This is a genomic window from Dyella flagellata, assembly GCF_030160275.1.
GTDB classification, from domain to species: domain Bacteria; phylum Pseudomonadota; class Gammaproteobacteria; order Xanthomonadales; family Rhodanobacteraceae; genus Dyella_B; species Dyella_B flagellata.
Genome location: NZ_BSOA01000031.1, coordinates 76,951 through 94,006, shown reverse-complemented (window position 1 = coordinate 94,006; position 17,056 = coordinate 76,951). Strand labels below are relative to the sequence as shown.

The following is a 17,056-nucleotide window of genomic DNA, read 5'->3' as shown; positions in this document are numbered from 1 at the left end:
ATAACCCCAAGACGCTTTTGTAGGTCCCTCTAGAAGTGACCCGACCATCCTTGGTCGGACTCCTCAAAAGAGCGGATGCCCAAACGAAACATCTCGAATACTTCACCAGACGCTTGTCACTCGTTTACCCCTTTGCGGAGCTGGCGCTCAATGCGCTGCTCCCACCCCTTCCCTGGCGGCTATAGCGCTGTGGCCCCACCCGATCCCATCCCGAACTCGGAAGTGAAACGCAGCTGCGCCGATGGTAGTGTGGACTTCCATGCAAGAGTAGGTCACCGCCAGGGGCTTTATCCCTAAAACGCCTTCCCATCCGGGAAGGCGTTTTGCTTTGCGCCAGTCACAACGTACCGCTCGCCTGGCGTAGGCTGGGATGACAATCCCAGCATAGCCATGCACTCAGCCTCGCGATGCTGGGATTTCATCCCAGCCCACTGCACGTCAGCCGCCGAATGACTGCGCCAGCCACTCCGGCACCGGAATGCTTTTCTCGCGCAGGAACGGTGGATTGAACAGCTTGGCCTGATAGCGTGTACCAGCATCGGCCAGAACGGTCACTATGGTGTGTCCTGGCCCGAGCGTTTTCGCCAGCCGGATCGCGCCTGCCAGGTTCACGCCGCTGGAACCGCCGACACACCAGCCTTCCTCTCGCAACAGCTGATGCAACAACGGCACGGATTCCTGATCCGGGATCAACCATGCTAGATCGATCGGCGCATCCTGGAAGTTCGCGGTGATACGGCTGGAGCCGATGCCTTCGCTGATGGACGTGCCCTCCGCAACCAGTTCGCCGCGGTTGATGTAATTGGCCAACGCCGAGCCGGTGGGATCGGAAAGCGCGATCTTTACCGCGGGCTTGCGTGCTTTCAGCGCCCGGCCGACGCCGGCCAGCGTGCCGCCCGTTCCCGCCGAGCAGACGAAGCCGTCGACCTTGCCCCCGGTCTGCTCCCAAATCTCCAGGGCGGTGGTCGCTTCGTGCCAGTCGCGATTGGCGGTGTTGTCGAACTGGTTGCCGAACCAGGCACTGCCCGGCGCTTGCTCGTTCAAGCTCTCGCAATAGGCGCGAGCGATATGGACATAGTGCCTGGGATCCTTGAAGGGCGCCGCCGGCACCAGCCGCACATCGGCACCGGCTACGCGCAAGGCGTCGATCTTCTCCCGGCTCTGCGTTTCCGGCATGACGATCACCGTGCGGTAACCCCGGCTGGCCCCGATCAGCGCCATCCCGATTCCGGTATTTCCCGCCGTACCCTCCACGATCGTGCCACCCGGGGGCAACAGCCCGCGGCGCTCGGCATCCAGGATCAGCCCCAGGGCGGTGCGGTCCTTGATCGAGCCGCCCGGATTGAGGAATTCGGCCTTGCCCAGCACTTCGCAACCGGTCAGCTCCGACGCACCGCGTAGGCGCAGCAGCGGGGTATGGCCGACGGCCGAGGACAGATCGGGCTGGATGCTCATGGGGCGGGCTCGGGAACTTGGAGAGGGGCGGGCTGAGGATAGCGCGAGTTCGCCATGCCGCCATCCATGGCTGTATGGCGCTGCCGGCGGCATATGGTCTTTTCCCATATAGGCAAAATTCGCCGTGCTTTAGGGGTGTTTTTACGTTTAGACGTCTATACGTCCATTGACGCTCAAAAATGCCATAGGTATAGTCGATTCCACTCATCGAGACCGGCTGAGGGACAGGCCCTTTGAAGCCGGGGCAACCTGCAGGATCAAACCTGCAACGGTGCCAACTCCTGCGGGGCGCTTAAGCGCCACCCGAGAGATGGGATGTCGTCAGTCCATGCGTCGCATGGTTTGTCTGGCGGCAACTCGTCATCAGGTTCTCCGCAGGGCGATGCAAACGGAGACCGAAAGATGCCCCACCTCGCCAATTCCTCCCTCGAAGATCGTCCCACTGCCGTGGTCGTGCCCTTGCACTCGCGCAGTACGCTTACCGCCCAGCGCAGCTCACGCCGCCTCGGCTTACAGCCGAAGTACGGTCATGGCGTAGTCCCGGTGGATGTGCGTTACCAGTGGACGGGTGCGCCGGATGCGCCCACGATCATCGTGCAGGGCGGCATCTCCGCGGATCGCTACGTGGCCGGCACCGAACAGGGCCAGCCCGGCTGGTGGTCCGAACTGGTGGGACACGGCCAAGCCATCGACCTGGCCCATTGCCGAGTGCTCAGCATCGACTGGCTTACGCCGGCCGATTTCGAAAACAGTCCGCGCGCCATCTCCAGCGAAGACCAGGCCGATGCCTTGGCCGCGCTGGTCGATGCGCTCGGCATCGGTCGTGTAGCCGCCTTCGTGGGTTCTTCCTATGGCGCGATGGCCGCACTTGCCTTTGCCGCGCGCCACCCGAATAAGCTGGAGAGGCTAGTCCTGCTTGCCGGCGCGCATCGCGCGCATCCGATGGCGACCGCGCAGCGTGCGATCCAACGCCAGATCCTGCGCCTGGGCCAGGCTTCCGGCCAGATCAACGAAGCACTTTCGCTGGCCCGCCAATTGGCCATGACCACTTATCGCGGCAGCGAAGAGTTCGCACGCCGCTTTGCCGGAACGCCCGACTATCGCGAAGGCCGCTTCCATTTCCCGGTCGAGGACTACCTCGAACACGCTGGTCGCAGTTTCGTACAGCGTTTTGATCTGGACCGCTTTCTGGCGTTGTCCGAATCGATCGATCTGCATGACGTCGCGCCGGAATCGGTCGGCGTGCCGGCTACGTTGATCGGCTTTCCTTCCGATCGCCTGGTGCCGCTGGCCGATCTGTGCGAACTGCAGCGCCGCCTGCGCGGTTCGGCCACGCTGGAAGTAGTCGATTCGCCCTACGGGCACGATGCTTTCCTGAAGGAAACCACCAAACTGGCGCCGCTGCTGCGCCAGGCCGTCTCTTGTCATTGTGGAGCTTGAAATCATGTGCGCTGATACGATCAAGGAAGCCGCCGCCAGCACCCGCGCCGTGCGTGCAGGCATCGAATCGGACACGCAACACGGTGCTGTCGTGCCGGCGTTGCATCTCTCCACCAACTACAGCTTTACGGGCCTTGGCGGCAAGCGCGCCTATGACTATTCGCGCAGCGGCAATCCCACGCGCGACCTGCTCGGCAATGCCCTCGCCGAACTGGAGCAAGGTGCCGGTGCAGTGATCACTGCCAGTGGCATGGCCGCGGTTGCACTCGCACTGGAGCTGGTTCCCGCCGGTGCCACCGTGCTTGCAGCGCATGATTGCTACGGCGGTACGTGGCGCTTGCTCGATGCATGGGCGAAGAAGGGACGCTTCAGCGTTCGCTTCGCCGATCTCACCGACAACCATGCACTGGCCGAAGGCCTGGCGTTGAAGCCAGCCCTGGTGTGGGTGGAAACGCCGTCGAATCCGCTGCTGCGCATTACCGACATTCGCCATGTGGCGCAGGCTGCGCACGCGGTCGGCGCGCTGGTGGTGGTAGACAACACCTTCCTTTCGCCCGCATTGCAGCAGCCGCTTGCGTTGGGCGCGGACGTAGTCGTGCATTCGACGACCAAATACATCAACGGCCATAGCGATGTCGTAGGTGGCGCGGTAGTAGCCCGTGACGCGGCGGTGGCCGAACAACTGAAATGGTGGGGCAATTGCAACGGCCTTACCGGTGCACCGTTCGACAGCTTTCTTACGTTGCGCGGCTTGCGCACGCTCGGCGTGCGCCTGCGTCAGCACCAGGAAAACGCGCAACGCATCGCCGCCCATCTCGATCAGCACGATGCCGTACGCAAGGTGTATTACCCAGGCCTGCAGCAGCATGTAGGCCATGCACTGGCCGCACGCCAGCAGCAGGGCTTCGGCGGCATGCTGAGTTTCGAATTGCACGGCGACGTTGCGCAGATCGAGGCCTTCGTGGATGGCCTGGGTTATTTCTCGCTGGCCGAATCGCTCGGTGGCGTTGAAAGCCTGGTCGCGCATCCGGCTTCGATGACGCATGCCGCGATGGCGCCCGAAGCGCGTCATGCCGCCGGCATCGCTGACACCTTGCTGCGACTGTCGATCGGCATTGAAGATGGCGACGACTTGTTGCGCGATCTTGAAGCAGGATTGCAGCGTGCGCGTGCCGTGAGCGAGAACGCCTCGAAACGTCGGGTGATCGCATGAGCGCGGTGCTGGCCGAGGCGGTCGTTCCCAAGGCAGCGGCGGCTGCGCCGCAGCAAGTCGCGCTGGTACTGCTTGGCACTGGCGTAGTAGGCGGTGCTTTTCTCAAATTGCTGTGCACGCCGGTGGCGAAACGGCTGCACCTGGTGGGCGCGGCGAACTCGCGCAAGCAGCAGACCGAGGCGACGCAGCTTGCCGCCCGTGATCTGCGCGAGCGACTGAGACGCGAAGGTGCGCCGCGCGATGATGCCGCCTTGCTGTCGGCGTTGGATGAACATCATGCGGCGTTGAAAGTGATCGTCGACGCCACCGCGTCGGCCGAGCTGGCTTCGCGTCATGCCGATTGGCTGGCTCGCGGCTATCACGTTGTCACCGCCAACAAATCGCTGGCCGGCGGGCAGCTCCCGGGTTGGCGAGCATTGCAGACAGCACGCGCTGCGGGTGGTCGCTACGGCGATTCCGCCACGGTGGGTGCAGGCTTGCCGGTGCTGTCCACGCTGCGCCGGCTATGCGATTGCGGCGACAGTTTGCTTACGCTGGAAGGCGTGTTTTCCGGCTCGCTTTCCTATTTGTTCAACACCTACGACGGCAGCCGTCCGTTTTCCGAGCTGCTGCGCGATGCACGCAAGCTGGGTTACACCGAACCGGACCCGCGTGCCGATCTGTCCGGCGAGGACGTGGCGCGCAAGTTGCTGATCCTGGCCCGCAATGCCGGCTTCGCCCTGGGTAGCGATGAGGTGCTGGTGGAAAGCCTGGTGCCGGAAAGCCTGCGCGAGCTTTCCACCGAAGCTTTCCTGGCGCGCCTGGAAGAATTGGACGAGCCGTTGGCGGCCCTGCATGAAGCGGCGCGTGCGCGTGGCCAGGTGCTGCGCTTCCTGGCGCGGCTCAATCAGCGTGGCCGTGCGCGCGTGGGCATTACCGAGGTGTCCCCGACGCATCCCGCTGCGCGTCTGTACGGTACCGACAATCAGTTTGCCCTGACCACCACGCGCTACCACACGCAGCCGCTGGTGATCCAAGGGCCGGGAGCTGGCCCCGAAGTTACGGCCCAGGCTTTGCTGGGCGACATCCTGGCGTTGGGTTGATTTCGTAGGCTGGGATGACAATCCCAGCATCGTGATGCTGCATGCATGGCAATGCTGGGATTGTCATCCCAGCCTACGTGCTGACGTTGGATTATTCGTACCGTCCCCTTAGGAGGGGGACGGCGTGACAAGATGAGAATTCGGGTGCGTCAACCGCGCGCGATACGCTCGGCGGTTTCTTCATCCGGCGGCACTAGCGGCAGGTCCGGATGCAAGTGTGCCGTATCCCGCGCAGCTTCCACCGCCGGCGTACGCCAGCCGCACTTCACGCCCCACAGGTAGAACACCAGCCCGATGACGGCGACGACGACCAGGTCCGAGCCGTAAGTCAGATAGCCGCGGCCGCCGAAGGCCGTGCTGCCCAGCCAGGACACGATCGCGATGGTGGGCAGGTAGACGATCAGCCAGCTTGCGCCTTTCAAATGGCGGCCGAAATCGTGCCAGCCCGCTTTCGCCTGGTAGTACAGATACACCGGCAAGGCCACCACCATCAGCAGGATGATTTCGCCGGTCAGCGGCCACTTCGCCCAGTACAGCAGTTCGGTCGCCATGATGAAGGCGACGCCGGCCAATACCGGCAAGCCTGCCACGCGCAGCGGACGATGCAATTCCGTGGCGGTACGGCGCAGCGTCATTACGCTCACCGGGCCGGTGAGATAGGAAATGATCGTCGCCACCGAGATCACCGCCGCCAGCGTGCCCCAGCCGCGGAAGTAGAACAGGAACAGGAACGACACCAGCAGGTTGAACCACATCGCCGGACGCGGCACGCCCCAGGTCGGATGCACCTGGCCCAGGATCTTCGGCAGCGTGCCGTTGCGTTCCATGCCGTAGATCATGCGTGCGGTGGTGGCGGTATACGTCATGCCGGTGCCGCTGGGGCTGATGAAGGCATCCACATACAGCAGCATCGCCAGCCAATGCAGATTGACGATGATGGCCAGTTCCGCGAACGGCGAACGGAAGTTGATACCGTGCCAACCTGCCTTGGCGAGTAGCTCCGGCGGCACTGCACCGAGATAGGCCACCTGCAGAATCACGTAGATCACTGTCGCCAGCAGGATCGAACCCACCACGGCGAACGGAATGCTGCGGCCTGGATTGCGTGCCTCGCCGGCCAGGTTCACCGGACTCTGGAAACCGTTGAAGCTGAAGACGATACCGGCAGTCGCCACCGCCGTGAGCACGGCCGCGAAATCGATCACGTGGTCGCCGCCATGGATGCCGACCGAGAAATTCTCCCGATGAAATCCGCTGGCGATCAACGCCAGGCCGGTCGCCGCCGGCACGATCAGCTTGAACACGGTGATCGCGGTGTTGGAGTGCGCGAACAGCTTCACGCTCCAGAAGTTGAGCAGGAAGTAGATGATCACCAGCACCGCCGCGATGGCGAGGCCGTTGTGGCTCAGTTCGCCGACGCCATCGGTAACGTGGTACAGGTCCTGCGCCCAGGCCCACGGCCAGGAGGCCATGTACTGCACCGAGGCTTCGGCCTCCACCGGAATCACCGATACGATCGCGATCCAGTTCGCCCAGGCGGCGATGAAGCCGACCAGCGAGCCGTGCGAATAATGGCCGTAGCGCACCATGCCGCCGGACTCGGGGAACATCGCCCCCAGTTCGGCATAGGTGAGCGCGATGGTCATGATGATCGCCGCGCCCAGCACCCACGCCCAGATCGCGCCTGGGCCGGCCAGGCCGGCCGCCTTCCACGCGCCGAACAGCCAGCCGGAACCGATGATCGAGCCCAGGCCGGTAAGCATGAGGGCAAACGGGCCCACATCGCGGCGGATCGCGTTGGAAGAAGACATCGAGGACTCCCTTGAAGCTAATGAACGGCCGCCTTGCGGGCGACACAATCTGAGGATGATGACAGACCCAAGTGTGTAGTGTCAGCCGTAGCCGCGGGCGCGTGTCGGAAGTCGCGCGGTGAGGAGTGGCAGCAGGCTAGTCACAGGTATATATCTTTTCATCCCGAAGAAGAGATATATACTGTCGGCCTGACGCGAGGATCCCAAGCCCATGCCGGCCATCAGCTTCGAATTCTTTCCGCCCAAGACCGACGAACAGCGCGCCCAGCTCGACAAGGCCGCCAAGGAGCTGAAGGCGCTCAAGCCCGAATACGTCTCCGTAACCTTCGGCGCCGGTGGCTCCACCTTGAGCTATACCAGTGAAACGGTGGCGCGGCTGCACCGGCAGCATGGGCTGGAGGTGGCGCCGCACCTATCCTGCATGGGTGGCACCCGCAAGGAAATCGCCGACCTGCTCGATACCTATCGCGCCGCCGGTTACCGGCGCCTGGTGGCGCTGCGCGGTGACCTACCCTCGGGCATGGCCTCGCCGGGCGATTTCCGTTACGCCGCCGAGCTGGTGCGCTTCATCCGCGAGCACTGCGGCGAGCATTTCCATATCGAAGTGGCGGCATACCCGGAAATGCACCCGCAGGCCGAAGACGTCCAGGCCGACCTCAAGCATTTCAAGGCGAAGATCGACGCCGGCGCGAACGGGGCGATCACGCAGTACTTTTTCAATGCGGACGCGTATTTCCGCTTCGTCGACGACGTACGGCGCATGGGCGTGTCGGTGCCGGTCGTGCCGGGCATCATGCCGATCTCCAATTACGCGCAGCTCAAGCGTTTCTCCGATGCCTGCGGCGCGGAGATCCCGCGCTGGATCGCCAAGCGCATGCAGGCGTATTACGACGACGTGGAATCCATTCGCGCGATGGGCGCGGAGGTGGTGGCGCAACTGTGCCGCCGTTTGCTGGAAGGCGGCGCGCCGGGCCTGCATTTCTACACGCTGAACCGGGCGAAAGCGACACGCGCAGTGCTTGACCAGTTGCACTGATGCGTATCACGGATCGGGCTATGCTCGCCCGATGCGCTTAGCCTCGCTCCTGTTATTGCTTCTGTTGCTGCCCGTCTGCGCCGCCAAGGCGCAGGGCGATATCCATCGCTGCATGGGCGCGGACGGCATTCCGGTGTTTACGGATCGCGTTTGCACCGACCTCAATGCCAAACCGGTCATGCCCGCGCCTGCGGCAAGCGTGCATGCGCCAGTCGAGCAGCAGCCATCGCAAGCACCTGCGGTGACCTGCGCGGCGGATCTGAAGCAGCTCAAGCAAGCGGTGATCGATGCCTTCACCGAGCGCAATCCCAACCGTCTTGCCGGCCTGACCTTGTGGAACGGCGATGGCAAAGAGGAAGTGGTCGCGGGTATCCGCTACTACAACCGATTGATGTCGCGTCCGCTGATCGAAGTGAAAAGCACGGGCGAGCCCTCGTCGACTTCCGATCATGACGACGATGCCGATGCTTCCTCGCTTTCGCTGTCGGCTTCGCCCAACCAGACGCCCGCGCATGGTGGAGCGCTGATTGTCGAGACCGAGTCCGATGATGGTAGTGGCGCTACCACGCAAGCCCAATTCGACGTGGTGCATCGTTCTGGCTGCGTGTGGTTGCGTCCACAAGGCGGCTAAATCGAAGACGAAAGGTGTCGAAAGATTCGGCACGTTATCATGGGCGATCCCCACCGGAGATCCCCCATGGCCCAGCAGTATCCCGAATGGATTTGGCAGAACGGCGAGATCAAGCCGTGGAAAGACGCCACCGCGCACGTGATGTCGCACGCCTTGCATTACGGCTCGTCGATATTCGAAGGGATCCGCAGCTACGTCACGCCGGAAGGTGCGGCGATCTTCCGTCTCACCGATCACCTCAAGCGCTTGTACCAGTCGGCCAAGATCTACGACATGGTGCTGCCGTATTCGCAGGATCAATTGGCTGCGGCATGCCGCGAAGTGATTCGCAAGAACGGCTACTCCGCTGCCTACCTGCGCCCGGTGGCTTATCGTGGCCTGGGCGGTTTCGGGCTTTCCGCCGATACGCCGATCGATGTCGCCGTGGCGACCTGGCCGATGGGCCCGTACCTGGGGCCGGAGGCGTTGGAAGTGGGTATCACCGCCTGCGTATCGAGCTGGCAGCGCTTCGCGCCTAACACGATTCCGGCGGGCGCCAAGGCAGGCGGCAACTATCTTTCCGGCCAGCTGATCGCGCGCGAGGCACGCCGCCTCGGTTTCGGTGAAGGCATCGCCCTGGCCTCCAGCGGCCTGCTCAGCGAAGGCGCGGGTGAAAACCTGTTCCTGGCGTTCGATGGCGTGCTGCACACCACGCCGGCCAGCGCCTCCATCCTCGCCGGCATCACCCGCGACACCATTAAGGTGCTGGCACGCGAAGACGGTATCGAAGTGGTGGAACGCGACATCCCGCGCGAATACCTGTACCTGGCCGACGAAGTGCTGATGTGCGGCACCGCCGCCGAAATCACCCCGATCCGCGAGATCGACGGCAAGCAGGTGGGCAGCGGCAAGGCCGGGCGTCTTACCCGCCGCTTGCAGGAGTTGTACTTCGGGCTGTTCAACGGCAAGACCCAGGACAAGTGGGGCTGGCTGGAGCCGGTTTGACCGTTTCATCCCCTCTCCCCTCTGGGGAGAGGGCGTAGGCTGGGATGACAATCCCAGCTTACGCGCTCCAGCGGCGAGGCCCTTGTCAAATTGCGGCATTGATAGCATTTTGATATATTGCTATCAATGCATGCGATTGAGGGTTTTGCAGCTATGGCAGCCATCACCATACGTAACGTGCCTGAAGAGGTGCATCGCGCCTTGCGTGTGCGGGCGGCCATGCACGGCCGCAGCACCGAGGCAGAGATCCGGGACATCCTGGAGGACGCCGTGAAACCGGAAGGACGCGTCAAGCTCGGTTCTTTGCTGGCCGAAATTGGACGCGAAGCGGGTGGCCTCGATTTGGAGATCGAGCGAGATAAAACCCCGACCGAGCCGCTGAGCTTTGAATGATTCTGCTGGATACGAACGTCATTTCTGAGCCATTGCGGCTTACGGCCAGCCCCGAAGTGCTAGCGTGGATCGATGCGCAAAATATCGAAACGCTGTATTTGGCTGCGATCAGCCTGGCCGAACTACGGTTTGGTGTAGCTGCTTTGCCAGCAGGCAAGCGAAAAGAGAGCTTGCATCACAACCTCGAGCGGCGTGTGATCCCTTTATTTAAGGGGCGCATTTTGTCGTTCGATGCAGAAGCCGCTCAAGCCTATGCTGAACTGCGAGCACGGGCGCGCGCAGCAGGCAAGGCGATTGGCACGGCGGATGGATATATCGCGGCGACAGCCGCAGCGAACGGGCTTGCGGTGGCTACGCGCGATGTCGCTCCGTTCGAAGCCGCCGGGGTCGAAGTAATCAATCCCTGGGAAACGAAGGTTTAAGAGCCTCCAGCTCACCAGCGTGTAGGCTGGGATGCGAATCCCAGCTTCCCCCATGCATCCTGATGCTGGGATTGTCATCCCAGCCTACGCGCCTATTAGGGAGCGAGCCACTTCATTTTCACCAAAAAAGGTGAAAAGATAGGCGCCATGACCCTACAGCTCACCAGCCGTCAGTTCAACATCCTCGCCTTTATCCGCGAGCGGCTGGAGCGCGGCGAAGAGGTGCCCACGCTGGAGGAAATCGGCCAGGCGATGGGTATTCCCAGCGTAAGCGCGGTGCTCAAGCACGTGCGTGCGCTGGAGGCCAAGGGCCGGCTGGTGATCGAGCCCAACCGGGCGCGCGGCATCCGGCTGGTACGCGAGGAAGACCCGCTCGCCGCCGATACGCTGGAACTCCCCCTGGTCGGCCGCATCGCCGCCGGCGAGCCGATCTTTTCCGAAGAGCGCGTGGAGCGCAGCCTGCGCGTCTCGCGCTGGCTGTTCCGCCTGCAGCCGGATTACCTGGTAAGGGTGATCGGCGATTCCATGCGCGACGAAGGCATCCTGGACGGCGACCTGGTGGCCGTTCACGCCACGCCGGTCGCCCGGCATGGCCAGGTCGTGGCGGCTCGCGTGGCGGGCGATCGCTTCACCATCAAGCGGCTGTACTGGCAAGGCGAGGTGATCCGCCTGCTACCGAACAGCCCCGGCTATCAGCCGATCGATCCCGATCCCACTGAAGACTTTGCCATCGAAGGACTGTTCGCAGGTCTGGTGAGGGCCGGCTGATGGGCGCGGTGCTGGCTTTGTCCAACCTGCTGGAGGCCCGGCAGGTGTGGCGCGGTAGCGCGGCCGCGCCGGTCGAAGGCGGGCAGCCGACCGGCTGGCCGATGCTCGACGCGGTACTGCCGGCGCGCGGCTGGCCGGAAGCTTCGCTCACGGAAATCCTGTTGCCGGCCGACGGCATCGGCGAGTTGCGCTTGTTGCTGCCGACTCTCGCTCGCCTCACCCAAGGCCATCGCCCCGTCATGTTGATTGCGCCGCCGTATGCGCCTTGCGCGATGGGCTGGCGGCAGCAGGGTGTGAATCTGCAGCACGTGGAAGTAGTCGATGCGGACGAGCCACAGGTGCTGTGGGCTGCCGAACAAGCCTTGCGTTCCGGTAGTTGCGCCGCCGTGCTGGCGTGGCCGCAGCAGGCCGATGATCGCAGCTTGCGCCGTTTGCAGGTGGCGGCAGATACGGGACGTGCCCTGGCTTTCGTGTTTCGCGATCGCCGGCATCTGGCGAACGCCTCGCCGGCCGCGTTGCGGTTGGAGCTTACGGCATTGCCGCAGCCTTTGATCTGGGTGCGCAAATGCCGCGGTGGGAATGCGCCGATGCAGGCGATCCCGTTCGAGCTGCGCATGGCCAAAGCCCTTCCATCAAGTCCAGTCCAGGCGCTGCAAGCGGGCGAGGGGTGATGGTGGCCATCCATGTTATGGGCCTGCATAAGCTTGCCGCACTTGGCGCTGGATGGCGTCCTTCGCCGCCGTGCCGATGATGCTCCGCTGGTGCTGGTGGATGGCCCGGCGAATGCGCGTTGCGTTGTCGCTGCCAATCTATCCGCGCAGGCCGCGGGCTTGCGCGTCGGCCAGCGTCTGAGCGCAGCCCAAGCGCTGCTGGCGCAATTGGAGGCCATCCCTTATGACGCTGCGGAAGAGGATCGCTGGCAGCGCTTCCTCGCTGGCGTGGCGTATCGCTATAGCTCGCAAGTGGCATTGCTGCCGCAAGCCGTCGTGCTGGAAATCAGTCGCAGCCAAAGCCTGTTGGGCGATTGGCCGAAGATAGAACGCAGCCTGCGCCATGATCTTGCCGAGCTGGGTTTTCGTCATCGCATCGCTGCGGCGCCCACCCCACATGCCGCGCATGTGCTTGCCGGCGTGAACGATGGGATGGCTGTCCTGACCAGGGAAGTGATGCAGCGTGCGCTCGATGTAGTGCCTTTGCATCAGAGCCATTTACCCGAGCGCGCGGTGGATGCCTTGCCGCGCATGGGCATCCGCCGGCTGGGACAGTTGTTGCACATGCCGCGCGATGGTCTGCAGCGACGCTTTGGTGCCCAGTTGCTGCAGCACATCGACCGCCTGCTGGGCGACATCCCGCCGGGACTGGAACTGCATGTGCCGCCCGATGCGGTGGACTGGCGCATCGAGCTTTCGCACGAGGTGGAAAACATCGCTTCGCTGCTCTTTCCGCTGAAACGCATGACCGGCGATCTTGCCGCTTATCTTTCCGGCCGCGATGGGGGCGTGCAGCGCTTTGCCCTGCGACTGGAGCATCGCGAGCGCGCGGTGACCGAAGTGGCGGTCGGCATGCTCTCGCCCGAACGCGATGCCAACGTGCTGTTCGAAGCCGCGCGCGGACGCCTGGAACGAGTGCAGCTATCCGCACCGGTTCTGTCGCTGCGCCTGCTCGCCGACGATCTGCCCGGCTTCGTTCCTGCCGGCCGCGATCTGTTCGACGAACGTCCCGCCAACGCGTTGCCGTTCGAGCAATTATGCGAACGCTTGCGCGCACGGCTTGGTGATCGCGCGGTGTATCGCTGGGCGGCCACCATCGATCCACGCCCCGAGCGCTCGCAGCGCATCGCCACGCAGGATGAAGATTTCATCGAGCCGCGTGTACGGCCTACCTGGTTGCTGGATAAGCCGGTGCCCTTGCGCGGCGTGCTGCGCATCCTTGCCGGCCCCGAGCGAATGGAAACCGGCTGGTGGGATGGCGATGCGGTACGCCGCGATTACTACATCGTCGAAACCGAACAGGGGCAGCGCGCTTGGGCCTATTGCGCACCAGGCGCACAAGCCGGCTGGATGCTGCACGGGTGGTTTGCATGACCGACTACGCCGAGCTGCACTGCCTGTCGGATTTCTCGTTCCAGCGTGGCGCGTCCAGTGCGCGCGAATTGTTCGAGCGCGCCAACGATTGCGGCTACAGCGCCTTGGCGATCACCGACGAATGCTCCCTCGCCGGTATCGTGCGCGCCTGGGAAGCTTCCCGCGATACGAAGCTGCCGCTGATCGCCGGCACGGAGATCCAGCTCGACGATGGCCCCAAGCTGGTGCTGCTGGCGGAAAACAAGCAAGGCTATGTTTCGCTGTGCCGCCTGATCACCCTGGGGCGAAGGGCTACCGAGAAGGGCGAATATCGCCTGTTCAAGGCGGATCTTGCCGATGGCGCGCCCGGCACGCTGGTGCTGTGGATTCCCGGGCGCGAACCACAGCGTGAGCATGGCGCATGGGTAAGGCAGGTTTTCGGGGATCGCGCCTGGCTGGCGGTCGAACTGCATTGCGAAGGCGACGACGAAGAGCGTCTTGCCGAACTCGAAGCCATGGGCGATGCCTTGCAATTGCCACGCGTAGCCTGCGGTGACGTGCACATGCATATACGCCGCTGCCTGCCGCTGCAGCACACGATGACGGCGATTCGGCATCACCTGACCATTGCCGAAGCCGGGGCTGTGCTGTTCCGCAATGGTGAACGGCATTTGCGTCGCCGCTCCAAGCTCGAAAAAATCTACCCCCAGGCCTTGTTGGACGAGAGTGTGCGCATCGCCAAGCGCTGCACTTTCGATTTGAAAAGGGATTTGCAATACCAGTATCCCAGGGAGCTGGTGCCGCAGGGCCATACGCCCATGCAGTGGCTACGCCATCTTGTTGCCCAAGGTGCGGCATGGCGTTGGCCGCAAGGTGTGCCGGCCGAACATCAGGTCACGATCGAGCATGAGCTGCACTTGATCGAGCAGAAGCATTACGAAGCCTTTTTTCTCACTGTGCACGACATCGTGCACTACGCGCGCAGCGTAGGCATTCTCTGCCAGGGGCGTGGATCGGCGGCCAATTCCATCGTGTGCTTCGCGCTGGGCGTGACCGATGCCGATCCGTCCAAGGTGAGGCTGCTGGTGGAACGCTTCATTTCGATAGAGCGCGATGAGCCGCCCGATATCGACGTCGATTTCGAACACGAACGGCGCGAGCAAGTCATCCAGTACGTCTACAACAAGTACGGTCGCGAACGCGCCGCGATTGCCGCCACGGTCATCAGCTACCGCAGCAAGAGCGCGGTACGCGACGTGGCCAAGGTATTGGGCTTGCCCGAGGACCAGATCGACAAGCTTGGCCGCTGCTTCTTCCGGCTTGGGGATGCCTCTTTGCACGAGCGTCTGCGCGAGCAGGGCTTCGACCCCGAGGCGCCAGTGTTGCGCAAGCTGCTTGAGCTGACCGCGCAATTGCTCGGCAAGCCGCGCCACCTGAGCCAGCATGTGGGCGGCTTCGTGATCCACGACGCGCCGCTGCATGAACTGGTGCCGGTGGAAAATGCAGCCATGCCCGACCGTACGATCATCCAATGGGACAAGGATGACTTAGATAGCATGGGCCTGCTCAAGGTCGATTGCCTGGCGCTGGGCATGCTGACCTGCCTGCGCAAGTGCTTCAAATTGGTCGAGCAATACCGCGGTAAAACCCTGGATATTGCCACCATCGAAGCGGATGACCGCAAGACTTACCAAATGATCCAGCGCGCCGACACCATCGGCGTGTTTCAGATCGAAAGTCGCGCCCAGATGGCCATGCTGCCGCGACTGAAGCCGGCCAATTATTACGACCTGGTGATCCAGATCGCGATCGTGCGGCCCGGTCCGATCCAGGGCGACATGGTGCATCCCTATCTGCGGCGTCGAAGCGGCGAAGAGCCTGTCGTCTATCCATCCGAAGAGCTGGAGCCGGTGCTTGAGCGCACCAAAGGCGTGCCGCTATTCCAGGAACAGGTGATGAAGCTGGCCATGGTGGCGGCCGGCTATACGGCAGGCGAAGCCGATTCGCTGCGCCGGGCCATGGGAGCATGGAAACGCCACGGTGGCATGGAGAAACACCACGAAAAGCTCGTTACCGGCATGTTAGGAAGAGGCTACACGCTGGAATTCGCCGAACAGATCTTCAATCAGATAAAAGGCTTTGGCAGCTACGGTTTTCCGGAAAGCCATGCGGCCAGCTTCGCCAATATCGCTTACGCCAGCAGCTGGTTGAAATGCCATGAGCCGGCCATGTTCGCCTGTGCGCTGCTCAACGCCCAGCCCATGGGCTTCTACGGCCCCAGCCAGATCGTGCAGGATGCGCAGCGCAACGGTATTCGCGTTCGCCCGATGGATGTGCGCTACAGCGATTGGGACTGCACGTTGGAGATGGATGCGCATAGCAAGACGGGGTTGGCCTTGCGCCTTGGCCTGCGCCAATTGCGAGGCTGCAGCGAGAATGTGGCAGGGCGCATTGCGGCAGCTCGTAAAACGGCGGCCTTCCGCGATGTCGTCGACCTGTGCACCCGCGCCGAACTGGACGCGCGCCACCAGGACTTGCTTGCCGACGCGGGCGCGTTGCGCGGGCTCGCCGGCCACCGTCATCGTGCCTTGTGGCTGACTTCAGGCGTGGAAACGCAATTGCCGCTGTTCGGCCGCAACAGCCCTCAAGAGCAGGACATCGTATTGCCGCTGCCCACGGTGAGCGAGAACCTGACCGCCGACTACGCGCACACCGGCCTGAGCCTTGGGCCTCATCCGCTAAAGCTGCTGCGCAGCCGCCTGCGTGCGCAACGCTACCTGGATTCACGCAGCCTGCAGCAGCTGCCGCATGCCACCCAGGTGCGCACCGCAGGTTTGGTGACCCAGCGCCAGCAGCCGCAGACCGCCAGCGGCGTCACTTTCATCACCATCGAAGACGAGTTCGGCCATGTCAACGTGGTGGTGTGGAACCACATCGCGCAAACCCAACGCAGGCCCTACCTGGAGGCGCGCCTGCTGGCGATCGAGGGGCGCTGGGAGGCGGTGGATGGCGTAAGTCATTTGATCGCACGAAAACTGCACGATCTCAGCGGCCTGTTGGCCGATCTGGATGCACGCTCGCGGGATTTTCATTGAGGCCTTCATGCAAACACTGCTATTCGAGCCGGGCGTACAAAACATTGCCGATGAAGTGACCGGGCCGATCACCTATCAGCCCGCGGTGATTTCATCCGCCACGGCGGCCGATTGGTTCGCCGCCTTGCGCGAACAGGGCGATTGGCACGCGAGCACGCGGATGATGTATGAACGCCTGGTAGGCGTGCCGCGCCTGCATTGCCATTATGCGATCACCGATCCCCAATTGCCCAAGCTATTGCACGATGCGCTTGCGGTGGTCAAGCAGCACGTCGATGCACCCTTCAACAGCATCGGCCTGAACTTTTATCGCGATGAACATGACAGCGTGGCGCCACATAACGACAAGCTGCACGAACTGGTGTCGCATCAGCCGATCGTGCTGTTGTCACTGGGTGCGACCCGCACCATGCTGATTCAGCGCAAGCAACCACCGCGGCTGAAGACCGAACTGGAATTGGAAGCCGGCAGCCTGCTGCTGATGGGGTGGAATGCACAGCTGCACTATGACCACAGCATTCCCAAGCTACGTCAGCCGGTAGGTCCCAGGATCAGCGTGGCGTTCCGGGTGCGGCCTGAGAGGGACATTAAAGCGTGGTAGCGGCGTAGGCTGGGATGACAATCCCAGCATCGTCACGTCGCCGGAAAGCTGGGATTGCCATC

At 63.1% G+C, this 17,056-nt stretch carries 15 protein-coding genes, 1 rRNA gene and 1 riboswitch; of the genes, 14 read left to right on the top strand and 2 right to left on the bottom strand.

Annotated features, from left to right (window positions below; genetic code table 11):
• Positions 1 to 171: 171 nt before the first annotated feature.
• Positions 172 to 284 (top strand): 5S ribosomal RNA (gene rrf / locus QQJ96_RS14495).
• 154 nt (positions 285 to 438) lie between these two features.
• Here the strand turns inward: rrf and QQJ96_RS14490 are convergent.
• Positions 439 to 1,455 (bottom strand): cysteine synthase A, encoded by a 1,017-nt coding sequence (locus QQJ96_RS14490; protein ID WP_284332729.1) that lies wholly within the window; start codon positions 1,453 to 1,455, stop codon positions 439 to 441.
• Between the two features lie 201 nt (positions 1,456 to 1,656).
• Positions 1,657 to 1,772: riboswitch (SAM riboswitch) on the top strand.
• A gap of 85 nt (positions 1,773 to 1,857) precedes the next feature.
• On the opposite strand from QQJ96_RS14490, the gene metX reads away from it, so the two are divergent.
• Genes metX through QQJ96_RS14475 form a run of 3 tightly spaced genes read left to right on the top strand, consistent with a single transcriptional unit; the run spans position 1,858 to position 5,190 of the window.
• The gene (gene metX, locus QQJ96_RS14485) at positions 1,858 to 2,895 is read left to right on the top strand and encodes a homoserine O-succinyltransferase MetX (RefSeq protein ID WP_284332728.1); all 1,038 of its coding nucleotides are present in this window, start codon (positions 1,858 to 1,860) and stop codon (positions 2,893 to 2,895) included.
• A gap of 4 nt (positions 2,896 to 2,899) precedes the next feature.
• On the top strand, positions 2,900 to 4,108 hold the full coding sequence (metB, locus tag QQJ96_RS14480; RefSeq protein ID WP_284332727.1) for a cystathionine gamma-synthase: 1,209 nt from the start codon (positions 2,900 to 2,902) through the stop codon (positions 4,106 to 4,108).
• Positions 4,105 to 5,190, top strand: a complete 1,086-nt coding sequence (locus tag QQJ96_RS14475) for a homoserine dehydrogenase family protein (protein ID WP_284332726.1) — start codon at positions 4,105 to 4,107, stop codon at positions 5,188 to 5,190. The genes metB and QQJ96_RS14475 overlap by 4 nt, the downstream gene beginning before the upstream one ends.
• A gap of 149 nt (positions 5,191 to 5,339) precedes the next feature.
• Here QQJ96_RS14475 and QQJ96_RS14470 read toward each other — a convergent pair whose 3' ends face one another.
• The gene (locus QQJ96_RS14470; RefSeq protein ID WP_284332725.1) at positions 5,340 to 7,001 is read right to left on the bottom strand and encodes an APC family permease; all 1,662 of its coding nucleotides are present in this window, start codon (positions 6,999 to 7,001) and stop codon (positions 5,340 to 5,342) included.
• 211 nt (positions 7,002 to 7,212) lie between these two features.
• Here QQJ96_RS14470 and metF point away from each other — a divergent pair, with 211 nt between their 5' ends.
• The 10 genes from metF (at position 7,213) to QQJ96_RS14420 (ending at position 16,994) form a co-directional block, all read left to right on the top strand.
• Positions 7,213 to 8,037, top strand: coding sequence for a methylenetetrahydrofolate reductase [NAD(P)H] (gene metF / locus QQJ96_RS14465; RefSeq protein ID WP_284332724.1), 825 nt, complete (start codon positions 7,213 to 7,215; stop codon positions 8,035 to 8,037).
• Between the two features lie 31 nt (positions 8,038 to 8,068).
• Positions 8,069 to 8,668 carry a DUF4124 domain-containing protein gene (locus QQJ96_RS14460; RefSeq protein WP_284332723.1) on the top strand — a complete coding sequence of 200 codons (600 nt, stop codon included), beginning with the start codon at positions 8,069 to 8,071 and terminating at the stop codon, positions 8,666 to 8,668.
• Positions 8,669 to 8,734: 66 nt separating this feature from the next.
• Positions 8,735 to 9,652 carry a branched-chain amino acid transaminase gene (locus tag QQJ96_RS14455; RefSeq protein WP_284332722.1) on the top strand — a complete coding sequence of 306 codons (918 nt, stop codon included), beginning with the start codon at positions 8,735 to 8,737 and terminating at the stop codon, positions 9,650 to 9,652.
• Positions 9,653 to 9,805: 153 nt separating this feature from the next.
• Positions 9,806 to 10,045, top strand: coding sequence for a FitA-like ribbon-helix-helix domain-containing protein (locus QQJ96_RS14450; protein ID WP_284332721.1), 240 nt, complete (start codon positions 9,806 to 9,808; stop codon positions 10,043 to 10,045).
• Positions 10,042 to 10,467, top strand: a complete 426-nt coding sequence (locus tag QQJ96_RS14445; RefSeq protein ID WP_284332720.1) for a type II toxin-antitoxin system VapC family toxin — start codon at positions 10,042 to 10,044, stop codon at positions 10,465 to 10,467. Before QQJ96_RS14450 ends, QQJ96_RS14445 begins: the two co-directional genes overlap by 4 nt.
• 147 nt (positions 10,468 to 10,614) lie before the next feature.
• Positions 10,615 to 11,235, top strand: a complete 621-nt coding sequence (lexA, locus tag QQJ96_RS14440; protein ID WP_284332719.1) for a transcriptional repressor LexA — start codon at positions 10,615 to 10,617, stop codon at positions 11,233 to 11,235.
• The gene (gene imuA / locus QQJ96_RS14435) at positions 11,235 to 11,906 is read left to right on the top strand and encodes a translesion DNA synthesis-associated protein ImuA (protein ID WP_284332718.1); all 672 of its coding nucleotides are present in this window, start codon (positions 11,235 to 11,237) and stop codon (positions 11,904 to 11,906) included. Before lexA ends, imuA begins: the two co-directional genes overlap by 1 nt.
• Before the next feature lie 12 nt (positions 11,907 to 11,918).
• A complete protein-coding gene (locus QQJ96_RS14430) occupies positions 11,919 to 13,319 on the top strand; it encodes a Y-family DNA polymerase (protein WP_284332717.1) in 1,401 nt (466 codons plus the stop codon).
• Positions 13,316 to 16,393 (top strand): error-prone DNA polymerase, encoded by a 3,078-nt coding sequence (locus QQJ96_RS14425; protein ID WP_284332716.1) that lies wholly within the window; start codon positions 13,316 to 13,318, stop codon positions 16,391 to 16,393. The genes QQJ96_RS14430 and QQJ96_RS14425 overlap by 4 nt, the downstream gene beginning before the upstream one ends.
• 7 nt (positions 16,394 to 16,400) lie before the next feature.
• A complete protein-coding gene (locus QQJ96_RS14420; protein WP_284332715.1) occupies positions 16,401 to 16,994 on the top strand; it encodes an alpha-ketoglutarate-dependent dioxygenase AlkB in 594 nt (197 codons plus the stop codon).
• Positions 16,995 to 17,056 lie beyond the last annotated feature (62 nt).